Raw genomic sequence first — 15,902 nt, 5'->3', positions numbered from 1 at the left:
CACCGCGGCACGTTGACGGACGTGGCGACGGCGCACAGTCTGGCTGCATGATGCCGACCCGTCTCATAGCCGCCCTGGTCTGCCTGCCGGCCCTCGCGGCGACACTGCCGGCGGCCCAGGCAGCGCCGCAATCGACCCGGCCCGGCCGGCCGACCGCCGAAGCGAAGCCGGCACCGAAGCCGCCGAGCCTCGATGACCTGTTCGCGCGCCTGCGCGCCAGCGAGGATCCAGCGGAGGCCAAGGGCATCGCGCGACTGATCGAGCGGCACATGGCCGGATCCGGCAGCCCGACCGTCGACCTGCTGACCGACCGCGCCCGCCAGGCCGTCACCGCCCACGACTTCCCCCTGGCGGCCGAGCTGATGGACCGCGTCACCGCCCTCGAACCGAATTGGTCGGAGGGCTGGAACCGCCGCGCGACGGTGTTCTGGCTGCTTACCGACAAGGACGATGCGCTGGCCGATCTGCGGCGGGCCCTAGTCCTGGAGCCGCGCCACTTCGAGGCCTGGGCCGCCATGGGCCGGATCTACGAATCCCTCGACGACAAGGCGCGTGCGCTGGCAGCGTTCCGGCGGGCGAAGGCGCTCTACCCGCAGATGGAGAAGGTAGGCGAGGCGATCAACCGCCTCACCCCGGAGGTCGACGGCCGCGACCTGTGACCCGGGTGATCGCCGTCCTCCTGACCCTCCTTGCCCTGCCCTTCGCCCTCGCCGGCCTCGTTCTGGCGATCGGGGCCCTGGCGGCGCTGGTGATCACGCTCCGGGTCGGCGCGGCCAACCCGCCCGCGGGTCCGTTCGTGACGATCACCGGCGGGCGGCTCGCGACCCTGCAGGACGGCCCGGCGAACGGGCCGCCCGTCGTCCTCCTGCACGGGGCCTCGGCCAACGCGTCGGATCCCATGGAGGGGATCGGCCGCCGCCTCGCCGCGCAGGGCTTCCGGGTGATCGCCTTCGACCGGCCGGGATTCGGATGGAGCGACCGGATTGCCGGCGGCGACGCCGCGGCACCCTCCGTGCAGGCCGGGATGATCGCGGAAGCGCTGAACCGCATGGGCGTCGGGCCGGCGGTGGTGTTCGGTCATTCCTGGGCCGGCGCCCTCGCTTTGGCCCTCGCCCTGGATCACCCGGAGCGGGTTTCCGCCCTCGCCCTCGCCGCGCCTGTGGCGATGCCCATGCCGGACCGGATGCCGGATCTGCCGTGGTACTGGCGGTTCGCCATAAAGCCCCCGGTGGCGTGGGTGCTCAGCCGGACGATCGGACCGCCGATCGCGCGTCGGTTCCTGCCCGAGGCGGCGCGCCGGGTCTTCAAGCCGCAGCCCGCGCAGGCGGATTATCCGGACTTGGCCAGATCCGACCTGGTTCTGCGACCGGAGACGCTGCTCGCCAACGTCCAGGATCTGCTCGGCCTGTCGCGAGCCCTCGCGGCGCAGAGCCCGCGCTACGGCAGGATCCACATCCCGACCCTGGTGATCTCCGGCGAGGCCGACCCGATCGTCCGCGCCGACGCGCAGGCGGTGCCGCTCGCGCGGGCGATCCCGGGGGCGCGGCTCGTGCTGCTGCCGGGCATCGGCCACATGCTCCAGTATGTCGCCGCCGAGCGGGTCACGGAGGAGATTATCCGGCTGGCCGCGGCGACCAATGCGGCCGGTTCGGAACCGGCCGTCGCGCATTGAACCGCGGGCCGGTCAGGACACGTACGTCCGCCTCGTCCCGGGGCAACGGTGGCAAGCCCGGTTTTGAGAATTGCTGTCCGCGCAAGATCCCGCCGCGTCGGCTGCCGGCATCCCGATCGCAATCGGGATGCCGGCAGTGCTGGAGGCCTGCCGCCTCACGCCTTCTCGGCGTGCTCGCGGGTGATGAAGGTCAGCCGCACGAGGTTGGTGGCGCCCGGCGTGCCGAACGGCAGGCCGGCGACGACGATCACCCGGTCGCCCACCGCGGCAAACTTCTCGCGGACGGCGAACTTGGCGGCGCGGAAGGACATGTCGTCCACGTCGCTGGCATCCTTGGTGACGATCGGATGCGTGCCCCAGGCCAGGGCGAGGCGCCGCGCCGTCTCGCGCCGGGGTGTCAGCGCGATCACGGTGGCGTTCGGGCGCTCGCGCGACAGGCGGAGCGCCGTGGAGCCGGAATTGGTCCAGGCCATGATCGCGTCGAGGTTCAGGGCATCGACCATCTGGTGGGCGGCCGCCGCGATGGCATCGGCGGCCGTCTCGTCGGGGGTCGCGCTCTGCGCCCGGATGATCGACCAGTAGATCGCGTCCCGCTCCACCTGCTCGGCGATGCGGTTCATGGTCTCCACGGCCCCGATCGGGTGGGCCCCCGAGGCGCTCTCCGCAGAGAGCATCACGGCATCCGCCCCCTCGTAGACCGCCGTGGCGACGTCCGAGACCTCGGCGCGTGTCGGGACCGGAGCCGTGATCATCGATTCGAGCATCTGGGTGGCCACGACCACCGGCTTGCCGTAGCGCCGGGCGCCGCGGGTGATGCGCTTCTGCACCCCCGGGACCTGCTCCAGGGGCATCTCCACGCCGAGATCGCCGCGGGCGACCATCAGGCCGTCGGAGATCTCGATGATCTCGTCGAGGCGCGCCAGCGCCTGCGGCTTCTCGATCTTGGCCATCACCAGGGCACGGCCGGCGCAGACCTTCTTCACCTCGGCCACGTCCTCGGGCCGCTGGACGAACGAGACGGCGATCCAGTCGGCGCCCGCGTTCAGGCCGGCATCGAGGTCCGCCCGGTCCTTGTCGGTCATCGCCGGGACCGGGATCACCGTATGCGGCAGGGATACGCCCTTCCGGTTCGAGATCCGGCCGCCGACCTCGACGCGGGTCACGGCGCGGTTGTGCGAGGTCTCGACCACCGTCAACCGGAGCTTGCCGTCATCGAGCAGGATGGCGTGGCCCGGCTCCAGCGCCTCGAGGATCTCGGGATGCGGCAGGTGGCAGCGGGCGGCATCGCCCGGCGTCGGATCGCCGTCGAGCACGAAGGTGGCGCCGGCCTCGATCATCGCGGCCCCCTCCGCGAAGGTGCCGAGCCGCAGCTTCGGCCCCTGCAGGTCGACCAGGATGCCGATCGGCCGCTTGGCCTCCCGCTCGATGGTGCGGATCGCCTCCACCTTCTCGGGCAGCTTCTCGCGCGGCAGGTGGCTCATGTTGAGCCGGAACACGTCGACGCCCGCGCGGAACAGCCGCTCGATCATCTCCGGCGAATCGGAGGCCGGGCCCAGGGTGGCGACGATCTTCGTGCGGCGTGACCGTTTCAAGCGTATTCCTCCGGTTATTCGTTGCCGTGCAGCGTGAAGCGCCGCCGGTTCAAGGGTTTGGCCACGGGTGTGAGCATCCCGCGCCGGACAGCGTCAAGGCCGCCGCCTTCACGTTACGGTTTTGCCGGCGCCTCGGCCCGGTTGGGATCGGTGAGCTGGATGGTCCAGCTCTTCTGCTCGCCGGTATCGACTTCGAAGAAGCCGTTCCGGTCGTAGCCGCGGGCGAGACAATCCTCGATCCCGCGGATCGTGAATTCCGAATCACGGGTGCACATCAGCGAGCGGCCGCTCCACTCGCCGCCGCGCGTGTAGTCGACTGCGAACACGTAGTAGAACCGCGCCGCCAGCGCGCCCTTGAGAAGCGTCTCGCAGGCCTTCGGCGCCAGATCCCACCAGCCTTCCGTCACCCAGCCCTGCGGGTCTCGATAGCCCAGCGAGATCCCGACCTTGCTGGCGGTCTGATTGCACAGGCGCAGGTCCGCCCGGGCGGGGCTCGCGCCGAGGAGCGCGAGGCCGAGGACCGTGACTGCCGGGAGGAGCTGAGCCGCCGAGACGCGCGACCTAGTTGACGAGGATGATGCGGCAGTCGTTGACATTGGTACAGGTCGGACCGGGGTTCACGAGGTCGCCGAGGGCCGCGAAGAACGCGGTGGAGTCGTTCTGCTCCAGCATCGCGGCCGGGTCGAGGCCGGCGGCCCGGGCCCGCTCCAGGGTCGTCGGATCGATGAGGCCGCCCGCCGGGTCGGTGGCGAGGCCCCGGCCGCCGTCGGTCCCGTCGGTATCGGCACTGATGCCGAAGATGCCGGGCTCGCCGTCCAAGGCCACCGCCAGCGCCAGGGCGTATTCCTGGTTCGGGCCGCCATGGCCCTCACCGCGGATCGTGACCGTGAGCTCGCCGCCGGAGATCAGCGCCACGCGCCGGCCCTCGGCCTTGAGGCGCTTGGCCTCGGCCGCGTGCTCGGCCGCGACTTCGCGGGCCTCGCCTTCGAGATCGGCGCCGAGCAGGATCGGCTCGTAGCCGGCCGCGCGGGCGGCCTCGGCGGCGGCATTCAGGGCGTCGATCGGCCGGGCAATGATCCGGTACTCGGCGCGGGCGAAGGCGGGGTCGCCGGCCTTCGGCGTCTCGTTGTTCGGGTCGTTGAGGAGCCGCGAAGCCTCCTCGGGCAGCGGGATGCCGCGCTTCTCGCAGATGGCGCGGGCATCGGCGAGCGTGGACGGATCGGGCACCGTCGGGCCCGACGCGATCACCGCCGGATCGTCGAACGGCACGTCGGAGATCGCCAGCGTCAGGATGCGCCGGGCGTTGCGGGCCGCGAGGGCGAGGCGTCCGCCCTTGATCCGCGAGATGTGCTTGCGCACCGTGTTGATCTCGCCGATCGGCGCGCCGGAGCGGAGCATCGCCCGGGTGATCGCCTGCTTCTCGACGAGCGTCAGATCGCCGGCCGGGGCGATCCAGTTGGCCGAGCCACCGCCCGACAGCAGGACCAGGACCTCGTCGTCCGGCCCGGCCTCGGTGGCGAGCCGCAGGGCCTCCCGGGTCGCCGAGATGCCGGCCTCGTCGGGCACCGGATGGCCCGCCTCGACCATGTGGATGCCCGGCGCGTCCTGGCCGTAGCCGTGGCGGGCCACTGCGAGGCCGACGATCCGGTCGTCGCCGAGTCCATGCTGCCGGCGGTAGAACCGGCTCGCCACGGCGCTCATGCTGCCGGCGGCCTTGCCGGCCGCCAGGATGATCAGACGGCCGGGGCTCGGCTCCGGCAGGTGGGGCGGCAGGCAGAGATCCGGATGGGCGGCGCGGATCGCGGCCGTGAGAATCGAGTCGAGGAGCGCGCGCTGATCCCGGATGGCCGCATCGGCGACGGGCGGAACGGTCTCGGTCATGGCGTCGAACGGGCTCCTCTCTTGTTTGTGTCGCACACTCCCCGCCCGTTTCTTCCCTGGGCGGCGGGCCCGTTTCTTGCCGTGAGCGCACGATCCTTGATAGGTGATCTGCCCGAGCGGCCGCGCGACGGCAAGCGCCATCCGCGCCCTCGCACAGATCTGAAGACCTCGGAGCCCCGTGACCCGTCCGGAGACAGAAACGGCCCTCCCGCCCGCGCATCCCTGCGAGATCATCCCCGGCGACCCCGCATGCGGCCTCGTCATCGCCTGCGATCACGCCTCGAATTTCGTGCCGCCGGATATCGAGCTCGGTTTGCCGGAGTCGGAATACGCCCGGCACATCGCTTACGATATCGGCGCGGCGGCGGTGACGCGGAGCCTCGCGGCGCAGCTCGGGGTCCCGGCGATCCTCACGAACTTCTCGCGGCTGATCATCGACCCGAATCGTGGGCGCGCCGACCCGACGCTGGTGATGCGCCTGTCCGACGGCGCCGTGGTTCCTGGCAATGCCCGGATCGACGAGGCCGGCAAGCAGGCGCGGATCGCCCGGTTCTACGCCCCGTTCGACGCGGCCATCGACGACGCGATCGCCGCCGCCGCGGCGGCCGGCCGTCCGCCCGTGCTCCTGACCCTGCACAGCTTCACGCCCTACTGGCGCGGCATCGCGCGGCCCTGGCAGGTCGGCATCCTGTACGACGGGGACGAGCGCTTCGCCCGCCCCCTCATCCGCGCGCTTGAGGCGGATCCCGCCGGGCTGACCGTCGGCGACAACCAGCCCTATGGCGGCGGCCTGCCGGGCGACACGATCGACCGTCACGCCACCGCGCGGGGCCTCGCCAACGCCCTCGTGGAGATCCGCCAGGATCTGATTGCCGGCGCGGACGGACAGGCCGAGTGGTCCGCGCGCTTCGCCCGCATCCTTCGCCCGCTCCTCGCGGCTTGATCTCCGTCCGGCCGCTCCCGAAATCGGGAACGGGCCGCCCGACCTGAAGAGAGTTGCCACCGATGAGCGCGATCGATCCCCGGACCCAGACGGAACTCGAAGCCGCGGTGTTCCGCCGCCTCGTCGCGCATCTGCGCAATCGGACGGATGTGCAGAACATCGACCTGATGAATCTGGCGGGCTTCTGCCGGAACTGCCTGTCGAACTGGCTCAAGGACGCCGCCGATGAGACAGGCGTGGCGCTGACCAAGGACGAAAGCCGCGAGGCCGTCTACGGGATGCCTTACGCCGAGTGGAAGGCGCGCTTCCAGACCGAGGCAACCCCGCAGCAGCAGGCGGGCTTCGCGGCGTCGCAGGCCAAGGAGCATTGAGGCGGCGGCCGGCAGGCAGCGAATCGGCTAAGCTTCCAGTAAGGCCGGCCCATTAACCACGGGTCCAGGGCGCAACCGCGCCGTGCATTCGGGAGAGCCCCATGAACGCCCATTCGATGCCCACCGCCGCGCAGCGGCCCGGCGGCGACGTCTCGTCGGCCGAGGGCGTAGCGGCCGACGAGCTGAAGCAGTTCATCGAGCGCCTGGAGCGCCTCGAGGAGGAAAAGGCCGGCATCATGGGCGACATCAAAGAGGTGTTCGCCGAGCTGAAGGGCCGGGGCTTCGACGCGAAGGCCGTCCGCACGATTCTCCGCATCCGCAAGCAGGATCACAGCGAGCGCCAGGAGCAGGAGGCGATCCTCGAGCTCTACATGCAAGCCCTCGGCATGGCGTAGTCGGACCAGGCGGCACCGCACGCGAACCCGTCCGCGCCATCCTTGGCCTGAGGGCCTGCAGCCCAGCGGAGGTCTCGACGGAGCAGACCAGGGAGCGCCGTGCTCCCTGGAACTCGCCTTCGAGGCCCGCGGACGCGGGCCTCTTGGGACGAGGGGGTTGGGTTGGACAGCGTTCCCTGCGCTCCGCCCCGCGGGCCGGACGGTGCGACGCTCAGTGCGCCTCCGCGGCGGCCGACACGGCAGGACTGTCGAGGCCGAGGGTGCGGCCGGGATATCCGGCGGCATCGAAGTAACGGATCTCGCCCACCGTCTGGTAGGCGAGCGCCGTCACGTGGCCGGCGGCGTCCGGCTCCGAGCGCAGCTCCGCCCGAGCGAAGGTCGGCGTGCTGCCATTGGCCAACGCCTCGGTCAGGACACGGCCGACCAGCCGGCCCTTGCCGGGAATCGTGAGGCCCAGGAGCTGGGCGATGGTCTTGCCGAGGTCGGCATTGCTCGCCGGCACCGCGCTCGCGAGGCCCGCCCGGAAGCTCGGCCCTGCCGCGCCCATGACGTTGCGGGTATCGGCGCGGGAGAAGCTGCCGTGCATGCCCTGCCCCTGCTGCAGCCCGGTATCGGAGACCTCGACCCCGCAGGTGGTCGGATCGGCGCAGCCGGTCGAGAAGCTCCGGAAATTGACCACGATGGCCGGCATCGGCGTCAGCGCCGACCCGTCGAGGGCGATCGCCGAGAGGGGCAGCGTTCCCGGGATCGGGCCGAGGGTCGCGCTGACGAACAGGCCGCTCACGTAGTCCTGACGCGCCAGGGCGTCGACCACGCGGCGCGCCAGCGCCCGGTCGCCGTTCGGCAGGTAAACGAGATCCGAGCCGCCATTGGCCGCGACCACCACCTCGGGCTTGGCCGGATCCGCGCCGATCAGGCCGTTGGCCCGGCTCGGAAAGGCGTCGGCGGCGAGCCTGATGCCCCTGGCATCCGGATCGAACAGGCCGAGCCCGAGCTCATGCGCGAGATCGATGGCGAGGAAGCCCGGCGGAAGCTGGCCCTTCGGCACGCCTTTATAGGCCTGAGACGCGGCGAAGCTGGTCCCGCTCTCCTTGGAGATGGTGGAGAAGCCGTGATCGGAGGTGACGATCACATCCGTGGTCTCCGCCAGACCGAGCGCCTTCAGCGCGCCGAGCAGCGCGGCCAGGTTGGCATCCGCGTTGCGGATCGCCGCGAGGCTCGTCGGTCCGTTGATCCCGGGGACGAGCCGGCCGAGACTGTCGCCCTGATTGTGCTGTGTCCCGTCGGGATCGCGCGACCAGTAGACGAGCACGAAGGGTTTTCCGCGGGCTTTGAACAGCGGTAGGACCGCCTTCGTCGCCACATCGGTGAAGTAGCCCTGCTGCTCGACATTGGCGGCGAGCGTCCCGGGCGAATCGGCGGTTCCGGCCAGGCCGTTGGCGCCCCGCGTCGGCGCCTGCAGCGGAAGCCCGGCCGCATCCAGGCGCGTACGCAGGTCGTCGCTCAGCGGGATGCCGCTCGGCCGGCCCGTGCTGTCGTCGACCAGGATGCTGTCCTGTCCGGAGCGCGCCGTGTGGTCGAAGATCAGGGAGGGGCCGAGCTTGCCGATGCTGGCCGTGGAGAGCCCCTGGGCGTGAGCCGCCCGCAGGATCGTCTCCTCGTTGAGGTAGTTGCCGGCGAAATGCGCGTCGACGTCGCCGAGGACGGGGTCGCTCTCCAGAAACGGCGTGAGGCTCTCTCCGGCCCCGGGGACCGGGAAGGCCGTGTAGATCGTGTTCCCGAATTGGCCGGTGTCGCCCAGCATGTGGCCGGTCGCCATCGCGGTGGCGTTCGGCATCGTGAAAGTCGGGAACAGGGAGTGCGTGTTGGTGAACCGCACCCCGGCCTTCATCAGGCCATCCATCGCCGGCGCGTTCGCGGCGTTCACCATGCCGTCGCGGAGCCCGTCCGCGATGAACAGGACGACATTCCGAGGCTGCGGCTGAGCCTGAGCCGCGCCGACGATCGACAGACCGACGAGACAGGACACAAAGAAACGCCGCATACCGAATCTCCACGTGATCCGGTCTGCGGCGTGGGCCTGAACGATGACGGGCGCGTGACAAATCCTAGGGACGTTGTCCCAAGGATTTCGGTGCTGGCTCCTCCTCCCGCCGGGAGGAGGACCGGCCTCAGGCCGCGCGCTTGGCCCGGTTCAGGAGCTTGCGGTTCACCAGAATCTCGGCGATCTGCACCGCGTTGAGGGCCGCGCCCTTGCGCAGGTTGTCCGAGACACACCAGAGGTTCAGGCCGTTCTCCACGGTCGCGTCCTCGCGGATGCGCGAGATGTAGGTCGCATCCTCGCCGGCCGCCTCGTGGGGCGTCATGTAGCCGCCGTTCTCGCGCTTATCGATCACCAAGACGCCGGGGGCGGCGCGCAGGATCTCGGTGGCCTTCTCGGCCGAGAGCGGCCGCTCGAACTCGATGTTGACCGCTTCCGCGTGCCCGATGAAGACCGGAACGCGGACGGCGGTCGCCGTCAGCTTGATCTTCGGGTCGAGCATCTTCTTGGTCTCGGCGACCATCTTCCACTCTTCCTTCGTGTAGCCATCCTCCATGAACACATCGATGTGGGGGATGACGTTGAAGGCGATCCGCTTGGTGAACTTGCCGCCCTGCTTGATCTCGCCGGCGGTGAAGACGGCGCGGGTCTGGTTGAACAGCTCGTCCATCGCCTCCTTGCCGGCGCCGGAGACCGACTGGTAGGTCGAGACCACGACGCGCTTGATCGTCGCCGCCTCGTGGAGGGGCTTGAGCGCGACGACCAGCTGCGCGGTCGAGCAGTTCGGGTTGGCGATGATGTTGCGCTTGGTGAAGCCCACCACCGCGTCGGCATTCACCTCGGGCACGATCAGCGGCACGTCGGCGTCGTAGCGGAAGGCCGACGAGTTATCGATGACCACGCAACCCTGCTGGCCGATGCGGGGCGACCATTCCTTCGACGCCTCGCCGCCGGCCGACATCAGGCAGATATCGGTGTCGGTGAAGTCGTAGGTGTCGAGCGTTTTGACCTTGAGCGTCTTGTCGCCGTAGGAAACTTCCTGCCCCTGGCTGCGGCGCGAGGCCAGCGCCACGACCTCGTCGGCGGGAAAGGCCCGCTCGGCCAGGATATCGAGCATCTCGCGGCCCACGTTGCCCGTGGCGCCGACGACGGCGACCTTGTAACCCATCTCTTGTCTCCGCGCGGAAAACCCCGACCGATCCGGGTGCCGCGCTCCTGCCAGCAAAATCGGCCGAAGGATCGTTCGTGCCGGACGCGCCCGCAAAACGGGCGCGGCCGCAGACCCCGTCCTCAGCGGAGGTGGGGGCGACGGCCGCGCCGAGCAAGGCGCGCATGTGCCCATGCTGTCAAGGCCGACGACCGCGCAACGCCTGATTCACCCTGCGCGGAGGAATCCGGTGACGGACCCGGGCCGGGAACGGGCATGCAGTCCTGCCGTGCGAGGCTGATCGCCCAATCCCGCGTCCCGCCTTCGGTACGGAGCACGATGCTGATCGGAACAGCGCCCCTCGTCGATCGAGTCGGACTCCGCCCGCCCGCGGCACGCGCAGGCTGGTCACCGGGATCCCTCGGCCTGCGTCTCGCGCTGGCATCGGCCGCGATCGCCCTGGTGTGCGTGTTCGCCCGGTTGCCCGGCCCCCTCCCCGGCATCCAGCGCGCGCCGGATCTCCAGACCGCCTTCGTGCCGTCCGTCCGGGCTTCGCCGGCGCCGCCGGCGATCGCGCCCGCCCGGTTCGGCCTCGCCGTGCCTGGGCCCGATCCAGTGCGGGTCGCCGCCCGGGTCGATCCGCGGACGGGCCTGCGCGAGGACACACTGATGCGCGGCGATGTGGCTGCGATCGAGGCGCCTGCGCTGCGGATCGTCCTCACGCGCGGAACGCTCTCCGGACCGCCGCCGTCGCTGTTCGTCCTAATAGCCCGGCGGGCCGCCAACGGCCCAGCCCTCGACCGCCCTGCCCTAGCGGTCGCGCGGACCGGAGCCCGCGGCCAGATCCGGACCCGGTTCGGCGCGGTCGAGACCCTGGAGATGACCTTCGCCGGACCGACGCAGCGGACCTGCACGGGTTTCGTCACCCGGGAGACGGGGTTTCAGCTCGATGGATGGCTCTGCGCCCCCCTCGGCCATCTACCGGAACCGCAGGCCGTGGCCTGCCTGCTGGATGCGCTGAGCCTCATCGATCTTGCCGATCCCGACACGACGGCGGCCTTCGCTGCCGTGCCCGACCCCGCGAGCGACTGCCCGGCGACAGCCGGCGCGGAACCTTCGAGCCGGATCGGATCGTTAATCCGACGGCCGCAAAATAAAAAATGAGGCCACAGTGTGGCAAATCGCACAAGCTCAGCCATAAGGGCGGAACAACAGCCTCGCCCAAGCGTCTTCTTGTCAAAGGCGGCGAACTGTTAAGCTTCGGTCGCCATACTGATGGCACTCATACACAAGGTTGGCCATGCGCTCGCTCAAGATCGCCCTTCTCGGCGTTGTCGCCGCCACCGGCCTCGGCGTTCTGGCCTCCGCGCCGGCTGAGGCGCAGGATGGTTTCGTTTCCGGCCCGATCTACCGGGTCAGCCGCCCGCTCCCGATCCGGGTGCGCCCGCGCAGCTGGCTGGATGCCGGCAACGTGCCGCTCACCTCGAACGTCCCGGGTGCCGGCGGTTCGCGCAATCCGGCTCTGAACCCCTACCTGATCGCAGCGTCCAACCAGCTGACCCCGCCCTACGGCCCGACCGACCGCTTCGGCCGCGGGATCCTGCCGGACCCGATCACCAACGGACCGTTCATCGGCGCCCGTTCGAGCGCGATCCGCAACGTCGACCTCTCCTTCGTCGATCGCCTGGATCCGACCTCGCCGCTCTACGGCCGCCCCTACTGAGCGGCTCCCACAAACAGCGTGAACGTCGCGAAGCGCGGGTCCTCGGGCCCGCGTTTTTCGTTTGGCATCCATCCCGGGCACGCCTTCACCGGCGCCGGATATCCTGTATGCCAAGTGCCGCGGGAGCAGATCCGCTGCCGAGGCCGGGAACAGTGCCATGAAGCCGTTCGACTGGGTGACCGGGTATCCGTCCCTGCGCATGCCGATGTTCGGGCGCAACTGTGTCGCCACCTCGCACGCGCTGGCGGCACAGGCCGGCATCCAGATGCTCCAGGCCGGCGGGAACGCGGTCGACGCCGCGATCGCCACGGCGGCCGCCAAGACCGTGACCGAGCCGTGCAGCAACGGCCTCGGCTCCGACGCCTTCTGCATCCTGTGGGACGGGAAGGCGCTGCACGGCCTCAACGCCTCGGGCGGGGCTCCGGCCGCTTGGAGCCCGGACTACTTCCTGCGGAAATACGGTCCGGCGGAACGGACGCCGATGCGCGGCTGGGATTCGGTCACCGTACCGGGGGCGGTGGGCGCCTGGGTCGCGCTCAGCGAGCGCTTCGGCCGCCTCCCCTTCGCCGATCTGATGCAGCCGGCGATCCGCATCGCCGAGCGCGGCTATCTCGCGCCGGTCGTCGTGCAGCAGAAATGGGCGGCCGCCGCCGGGATCGAGGCGATCACCCGCCAGCCGGGCTTCGCGGAGTTCTTTCTGCCGCGCGGCCGAGCGCCGGATGTCGGCGAGCTGGTGACCTTTCCCGGCGCCGAGCGGACCCTGCGGCTGATCGGCGAGACCAAGGGCGAGGCCTTCTACCGGGGCGAGATCGCCGAGGCGATCGCCGCGCACGCGCGGGCCCATGGCGGCGCCATGACGGCCGCCGACCTCGCGGCGTACCGCCCCGAATGGGTGATGCCGACCGCCAAGGATTACCACGGCTACACGCTGCACGAGATCCCGCCGAACGGCCAGGGCATCGCGGCACAGATCGCGCTCGGCATCCTGGAGCAGTTCGACCTCGGCAGCCTGCCGGTGGACGGACCGGAGGCGCAGCACCTCCAGATCGAGGCGATGAAGCTCGCCTTCAGCGACACCTACCGGTACGTCGCCGACCCGCGCGGGATGGAGGTGACGCCCGAAGCCATGCTGGACCGCGCCTATCTGGCGGAGCGCGCCAAGCTGATCGACCGGAACCGCGCCCAGGTCTTCGGCCCCGGCAAGCCGCCCGCGGGCGGCACGATCTACCTCACCGCCGCGGATGAATCCGGGATGATGGTGAGCTTCATCCAGTCGAACTTCATGGGCTTCGGCTCGGGCGTGGTCGTTCCGGGCTGGGGGATCTCCCTGCAGAATCGCGGCTACGGCTTCGTGCTCGATCCTGCGAGCCCGAACGTGGTGGCGCCGGGCAAGCGCCCGTTCCACACCATCATTCCTGGCTTTCTCACCCGGGACGGCGCGCCGGTGATGAGCTTCGGCGTGATGGGCGGCAACATGCAGCCGCAGGGCCATGTCCAGACGCTGGTGCGGATGATCGACCACGGCCAGAACCCGCAGGCGGCCTGCGACGCGCCGCGGTGGCGGGTGAACGAGGGTCTCGACATCAACGTCGAGGCGGCGATGCCGCGGGCGACCCTGGACCGCCTGAAGGCCCTCGGCCACCGGCTCGAGGTGATCGAGGACAGCTACCAGGATTTCGGCGCCGGCCAGTTCATCTGGCGGATGGGCGATCCGGCGGTCGAAGGCTACGTGGCGGCGAGCGACCCGCGCCGCGACGGGCAGGCCGCCGTGTGGTGAGGCGCTACTTCACCTGCACGCTGTCCACGACCTGGCGGAACTTGGCGAGGACGCCGTCGCGCTGATCCTGCCGCACGACACCGAGGGCGCGGAGATAGCCATCCGGCGCGAACCGGATGGTCTGCATGACGACCACCGGCAGGTTGGTCGGCTGGTCGAGGGCGCGGGCCACGATCTCGTGCCAGTCGACGCCGTTCGAGCGGTAGCTCTGGGCCCGCTCGATGACGAAGTCCTTCATGGTCTGGTTCGAGGCCAGGGCGGCGCGGGCGAAGCCGTCCCGCTGCTCGGCCGAGGGCGGCTGCTGCACGGCCTGGGCGAGGACGAGGATCGGCTGCTCCAGATTCTGCATCTGGTCCTTGGGGCCGCTGGTCAGGAGGATCGAATTGCCGGCCATCACCCGCACCGGCCGGAAGCCCGCCATGTCGGCGATGCGGAAGGGCAGCGCGTCGACCTGCTGGGTCAGCGTCAGCGCAGGCCGGAGGGTGACGCCGGTCACCATCTTGCGCATCGAGGCCTCGGTCTCGGCGTCGGGCAGCGCCTGGGCGATGATCAGTCCGGTCACGCTCGGCGTACCGACCACGAGAATCCACTTCCGGATCGCCGGAGCGGACGAGGCCGGATCGGCGGGCTGCTCACCGGTGTAGAGCATGCCCTCGTTGTCGCCGATCTTGACCTCCTCGCGCTTCTCGACGGCGAAGCCCTGACTCAGCAGGTTGGCGTCGGTGAAGCCGCTGACGAGTTCCGCGAAGGCGTTCGCGGGCAGCTCGACGACCGACACGGTCGCGCCCCCCTCCTTCCGCTCGAAGCCCGAGAAGCGCCGCGACAGCGACATGTCGGCCGGCGGATCGAAGCCGAAGCGCGAGCCCGGCGGGTAGACAGGATCTCCGGCCCAGGCCGCGGAGCCAAGGCTCACCGCAAGCGCGGCAGCGCCGAGAACCCGTCCGAGACGCAGCGTCAGGTTGCGCATCCGCATCGAAAACCGGTTCTCCTCGTGGACCCAACTTGGGGTTAGTCCGCCCGCGATGGGTCTGCCCGGCGACCTGATCTGTCAAGCCGGCAATGCCGCGCGCCTGCGATCACGATGAAAGGAAACCGCCAACGCCGCCGCGACGGCGATCCCGACGGCTAGGCGCAGAGATTCCACGGGGAGAAGAGTGTGCCGAGCAGGAGCTGGCCCGGCAGGGTTGCCCGGAAGGCGTCGAGCGCCGGGGTATGAACGAGACGGCTCGCTTCGATGAGCCCGGCGCCGAAGAAGGCGGCGATCATGCAGGTGCGCAGACCCCAGCCGGCCGGTCGCAGGGCGGCCACCAGCAGGAACAGCATCGCTCCCCACAGGATGCCGCCGCCGTAGTGGTGAACCGCGAGCGGCAGGTTCCACGCCGGCACGCGCAGCAGCAGCCCCAGCCCGATCACGGCGGCCGCGAGGCCGAGATGGGCTGCCCGGGCCAGCGGCAGATCCATCCGCGCGGGCGCCGGCATCGCGGCCGGCCCGATCGCGATGCCGTTCACCCGGGCGACCAGGGTGTAGGAGACGATCATCAGCAGGAACCACGACGAGAGCTTGGCCACCGGGACGAGGGACCAGTGCTGCCGCTGGTTCGGGTAGAGCCACGTCCCGGAGAGGGTCCCCAGGTTCTCCGCGAACCAGATGAACAGCGCGACGAGCAGCAGGCCGAGCAGCAGCGGCATCGCGCGGTGTGCGCGCCAGACCTTGAAGTACACGGTCGCGGGGGCGAAGGCCGCGAACGCGATCCCGATGAGGCCGAAGCGCAGATCGACGCCGAGATGATCGGTGAGGAAGTTGACGTAGATCGCAATCGACAGGAGCGAAAGCAGGCGCAGGCTCGGATGCCGCGTGAACCGGAAGTCGAAGAGGCGCCAGACCCGGGCGAGATAGCTGCCGACGGCCGCGTACATGAAGCCCGTGAAGAGCGGGACGCCGCCGAGCCGGAAGAGGTTCGCCTCGGGATAGATCCAGCTTCCGATCGCGGTTTTGTGGACCTCCATGGCCGTGCCGATGACGTGGAAGACCAGGATTACCCGGGCTTCCGACCACGTCTCCATCCGCGTCCGCAGCAGAATGACCTGAAGCGTCACGGCGGCGAGGAACAGGGCGTCGTACCGGGCGATCGGCGCGTGGGACGGCCAGACGAGGCGCGTGCCGAGCATCAGCGCCAGAAGCAGTCCCCCGAACAGGCAGGCCCAGCCCTGTTTCAGCCCGAACCGAATGAACTCGTAGATCGCGGCCGCGACGCGGCCCCGCGCCAGGACCGCCTCCTGAAGGCGGGCCTCGGCCGCGACGAAGCCGGCGATCGCCGGCCATTGCGCTGCCGCGCTGACCCGCTCGCCCGGCATCGCGG

General features: G+C 70.3%; 15 protein-coding genes and 1 pseudogene. 8 read left to right on the top strand and 8 right to left on the bottom strand.

The window, feature by feature from the left end:
• The first annotated feature begins 47 nt into the window (after window positions 1–47).
• Both BM396_RS06160 and BM396_RS06155 read left to right on the top strand, forming a co-directional pair.
• Complete coding sequence (locus BM396_RS06160) at window positions 48–659, top strand: tetratricopeptide repeat protein (protein WP_078947118.1); 612 nt, start codon at window positions 48–50, stop codon at window positions 657–659.
• The gene (locus BM396_RS06155) at window positions 656–1,672 is read left to right on the top strand and encodes an alpha/beta fold hydrolase (protein ID WP_043380290.1); all 1,017 of its coding nucleotides are present in this window, start codon (window positions 656–658) and stop codon (window positions 1,670–1,672) included. Before BM396_RS06160 ends, BM396_RS06155 begins: the two co-directional genes overlap by 4 nt.
• 155 nt (window positions 1,673–1,827) lie before the next feature.
• Here the strand turns inward: BM396_RS06155 and pyk are convergent, their stop codons facing one another.
• The 3 genes from pyk to BM396_RS06140 all read right to left on the bottom strand — a co-directional run bounded on the left by pyk (window position 1,828) and on the right by BM396_RS06140 (window position 5,145).
• On the bottom strand, window positions 1,828–3,264 hold the full coding sequence (pyk, locus tag BM396_RS06150) for a pyruvate kinase (RefSeq protein WP_043380293.1): 1,437 nt from the start codon (window positions 3,262–3,264) through the stop codon (window positions 1,828–1,830).
• A gap of 113 nt (window positions 3,265–3,377) precedes the next feature.
• Window positions 3,378–3,860, bottom strand: a complete 483-nt coding sequence (locus BM396_RS06145) for a DUF1036 domain-containing protein (RefSeq protein WP_075381519.1) — start codon at window positions 3,858–3,860, stop codon at window positions 3,378–3,380.
• The gene (locus BM396_RS06140) at window positions 3,826–5,145 is read right to left on the bottom strand and encodes a glycerate kinase type-2 family protein (protein ID WP_043380296.1); all 1,320 of its coding nucleotides are present in this window, start codon (window positions 5,143–5,145) and stop codon (window positions 3,826–3,828) included. Before BM396_RS06140 ends, BM396_RS06145 begins: the two co-directional genes overlap by 35 nt.
• A 178-nt stretch (window positions 5,146–5,323) precedes the next feature.
• Here BM396_RS06140 and BM396_RS06135 point away from each other — a divergent pair, with 178 nt between their 5' ends.
• From BM396_RS06135 to BM396_RS06125, 3 genes are all read left to right on the top strand, one after another.
• A complete protein-coding gene (locus BM396_RS06135; RefSeq protein WP_043380299.1) occupies window positions 5,324–6,088 on the top strand; it encodes an N-formylglutamate amidohydrolase in 765 nt (254 codons plus the stop codon).
• Between the two features lie 62 nt (window positions 6,089–6,150).
• Complete coding sequence (locus BM396_RS06130) at window positions 6,151–6,459, top strand: DUF1244 domain-containing protein (protein ID WP_043380301.1); 309 nt, start codon at window positions 6,151–6,153, stop codon at window positions 6,457–6,459.
• 116 nt (window positions 6,460–6,575) lie between these two features.
• Window positions 6,576–6,854, top strand: a complete 279-nt coding sequence (locus BM396_RS06125) for a DUF2312 domain-containing protein (protein WP_026604676.1) — start codon at window positions 6,576–6,578, stop codon at window positions 6,852–6,854.
• Between the two features lie 211 nt (window positions 6,855–7,065).
• On the opposite strand, the gene BM396_RS06120 is transcribed toward BM396_RS06125, so the two are convergent.
• Window positions 7,066–8,898, bottom strand: coding sequence for an alkaline phosphatase family protein (locus BM396_RS06120; protein ID WP_043380303.1), 1,833 nt, complete (start codon window positions 8,896–8,898; stop codon window positions 7,066–7,068).
• 127 nt (window positions 8,899–9,025) lie between these two features.
• A complete protein-coding gene (locus BM396_RS06115) occupies window positions 9,026–10,063 on the bottom strand; it encodes an aspartate-semialdehyde dehydrogenase (RefSeq protein WP_043380306.1) in 1,038 nt (345 codons plus the stop codon).
• 318 nt (window positions 10,064–10,381) lie between these two features.
• On the opposite strand from BM396_RS06115, the gene BM396_RS06110 reads away from it, so the two are divergent.
• The 3 genes from BM396_RS06110 (at window position 10,382) to BM396_RS06100 (ending at window position 13,542) form a co-directional block, all read left to right on the top strand.
• On the top strand, window positions 10,382–11,206 hold the full coding sequence (locus BM396_RS06110; protein WP_244538819.1) for a hypothetical protein: 825 nt from the start codon (window positions 10,382–10,384) through the stop codon (window positions 11,204–11,206).
• A gap of 136 nt (window positions 11,207–11,342) precedes the next feature.
• Window positions 11,343–11,765: a hypothetical protein gene (locus BM396_RS06105; protein ID WP_043350497.1), complete on the top strand. Its 423-nt coding sequence runs from the start codon at window positions 11,343–11,345 to the stop codon at window positions 11,763–11,765.
• A gap of 157 nt (window positions 11,766–11,922) precedes the next feature.
• Window positions 11,923–13,542: a gamma-glutamyltransferase family protein gene (locus BM396_RS06100; protein ID WP_043380309.1), complete on the top strand. Its 1,620-nt coding sequence runs from the start codon at window positions 11,923–11,925 to the stop codon at window positions 13,540–13,542.
• Window positions 13,543–13,546: 4 nt separating this feature from the next.
• On the opposite strand, the gene BM396_RS06095 is transcribed toward BM396_RS06100, so the two are convergent.
• The 3 genes and pseudogenes from BM396_RS06095 to BM396_RS06090 form a co-directional block, all read right to left on the bottom strand.
• On the bottom strand, window positions 13,547–14,515 hold the full coding sequence (locus BM396_RS06095; protein WP_043380310.1) for a hypothetical protein: 969 nt from the start codon (window positions 14,513–14,515) through the stop codon (window positions 13,547–13,549).
• Window positions 14,516–14,667: 152 nt separating this feature from the next.
• Window positions 14,668–14,865: a DUF2809 domain-containing protein gene (locus BM396_RS33250; RefSeq protein WP_244538834.1), complete on the bottom strand. Its 198-nt coding sequence runs from the start codon at window positions 14,863–14,865 to the stop codon at window positions 14,668–14,670.
• 180 nt (window positions 14,866–15,045) lie between these two features.
• A pseudogene (locus BM396_RS06090) lies at window positions 15,046–15,897 on the bottom strand (DUF817 domain-containing protein); the annotation flags it as partial.
• Window positions 15,898–15,902 lie beyond the last annotated feature (5 nt).

The organism is Methylobacterium sp. UNCCL125 (genome assembly GCF_900116795.1).
GTDB classification, from domain to species: domain Bacteria; phylum Pseudomonadota; class Alphaproteobacteria; order Rhizobiales; family Beijerinckiaceae; genus Methylobacterium; species Methylobacterium fujisawaense.
The sequence above is the reverse complement of the archived record's forward strand: the minus strand, read 5'-3'. Positions and strand labels throughout refer to the sequence as shown.

What these genes read in the sequence shown, in the direction of transcription:
- BM396_RS06110 (WP_244538819.1), top strand. Translation starts at nt 10,382, where the DNA reads ATGCTGATCGGAACAGCGCCCCTCGTCGATCGAGTCGGACTCCGCCCG.
- BM396_RS06140 (WP_043380296.1), bottom strand. Translation starts at nt 5,145, where the DNA reads ATGACCGAGACCGTTCCGCCCGTCGCCGATGCGGCCATCCGGGATCAG.
- BM396_RS06130 (WP_043380301.1), top strand. Translation starts at nt 6,151, where the DNA reads ATGAGCGCGATCGATCCCCGGACCCAGACGGAACTCGAAGCCGCGGTG.
- BM396_RS33250 (WP_244538834.1), bottom strand. Translation starts at nt 14,865, where the DNA reads ATGCTGTTCCTGCTGGTGGCCGCCCTGCGACCGGCCGGCTGGGGTCTG.
- BM396_RS06105 (WP_043350497.1), top strand. Translation starts at nt 11,343, where the DNA reads ATGCGCTCGCTCAAGATCGCCCTTCTCGGCGTTGTCGCCGCCACCGGC.
- BM396_RS06095 (WP_043380310.1), bottom strand. Translation starts at nt 14,515, where the DNA reads ATGCGGATGCGCAACCTGACGCTGCGTCTCGGACGGGTTCTCGGCGCT.
- BM396_RS06125 (WP_026604676.1), top strand. Translation starts at nt 6,576, where the DNA reads ATGCCCACCGCCGCGCAGCGGCCCGGCGGCGACGTCTCGTCGGCCGAG.
- BM396_RS06160 (WP_078947118.1), top strand. Translation starts at nt 48, where the DNA reads ATGATGCCGACCCGTCTCATAGCCGCCCTGGTCTGCCTGCCGGCCCTC.
- BM396_RS06145 (WP_075381519.1), bottom strand. Translation starts at nt 3,860, where the DNA reads ATGTCAACGACTGCCGCATCATCCTCGTCAACTAGGTCGCGCGTCTCG.
- BM396_RS06115 (WP_043380306.1), bottom strand. Translation starts at nt 10,063, where the DNA reads ATGGGTTACAAGGTCGCCGTCGTCGGCGCCACGGGCAACGTGGGCCGC.
- BM396_RS06100 (WP_043380309.1), top strand. Translation starts at nt 11,923, where the DNA reads ATGAAGCCGTTCGACTGGGTGACCGGGTATCCGTCCCTGCGCATGCCG.
- BM396_RS06120 (WP_043380303.1), bottom strand. Translation starts at nt 8,898, where the DNA reads ATGCGGCGTTTCTTTGTGTCCTGTCTCGTCGGTCTGTCGATCGTCGGC.